The 536-nt window shown below is 67.2% G+C and carries 1 protein-coding gene; it reads right to left on the bottom strand.

Going from position 1 to position 536, the window contains the following annotated elements; genetic code table 11:
• Nucleotides 1-518 (bottom strand): AMP-binding enzyme (locus tag AC2CHG_RS31740; protein WP_484526243.1); only part of this gene is annotated, 518 nt, incomplete at its 3' end.
• Between the last annotated feature and the right edge of the window lie 18 nt (nt 519-536).

Below are 536 nucleotides of genomic sequence, written 5' to 3'. Positions count from 1 at the left end.
GGCAAACCCCGCCGATCCACCTTCCCCGACGGCAACAACGGCAACCCGTCAACCACCATCACCACCGAAGGCACCATGAACCCCGGCAACCGCGCCGCAGCGAACTCCCGCACCGCCCCCGCATCCACCGCACCACCAACACCCGCCACATAACCCACCAACCGCCGTCGGGCACCCTCCCCGACAGCCACCACCACCGCCTCACCCACCGACGGATGAGCCAGCAACACCGCCTCCACCTCACCCGGCTCCACCCGGAACCCACGAACCTTCACCTGCTCATCGACACGCCCCAAAAACTCCAGACACCCATCCGCACCCCACCGACCCACATCCCCCGTCCGGTACACCCGCCGCCCGCCCGCGAACGACACCCGAACAAAACGCTCCGCCGTCAGATCCGCACGACCCCAATAACCCCTCGCCAGACCGTCACCCCCGATCAACAACTCACCGGCCACACCCACCGGCACCGGATTCAGACCCTCGTCCACCACATAGACCACCGTGTTACCCAACGGCCGCCCGATAGGGAC

It is taken from the genome of Micromonospora sp. ATLC20 (assembly GCF_057196585.1).
Note: the sequence above shows the minus strand (reverse complement) of the source record. Positions and strands in the feature narration are given on the sequence as shown.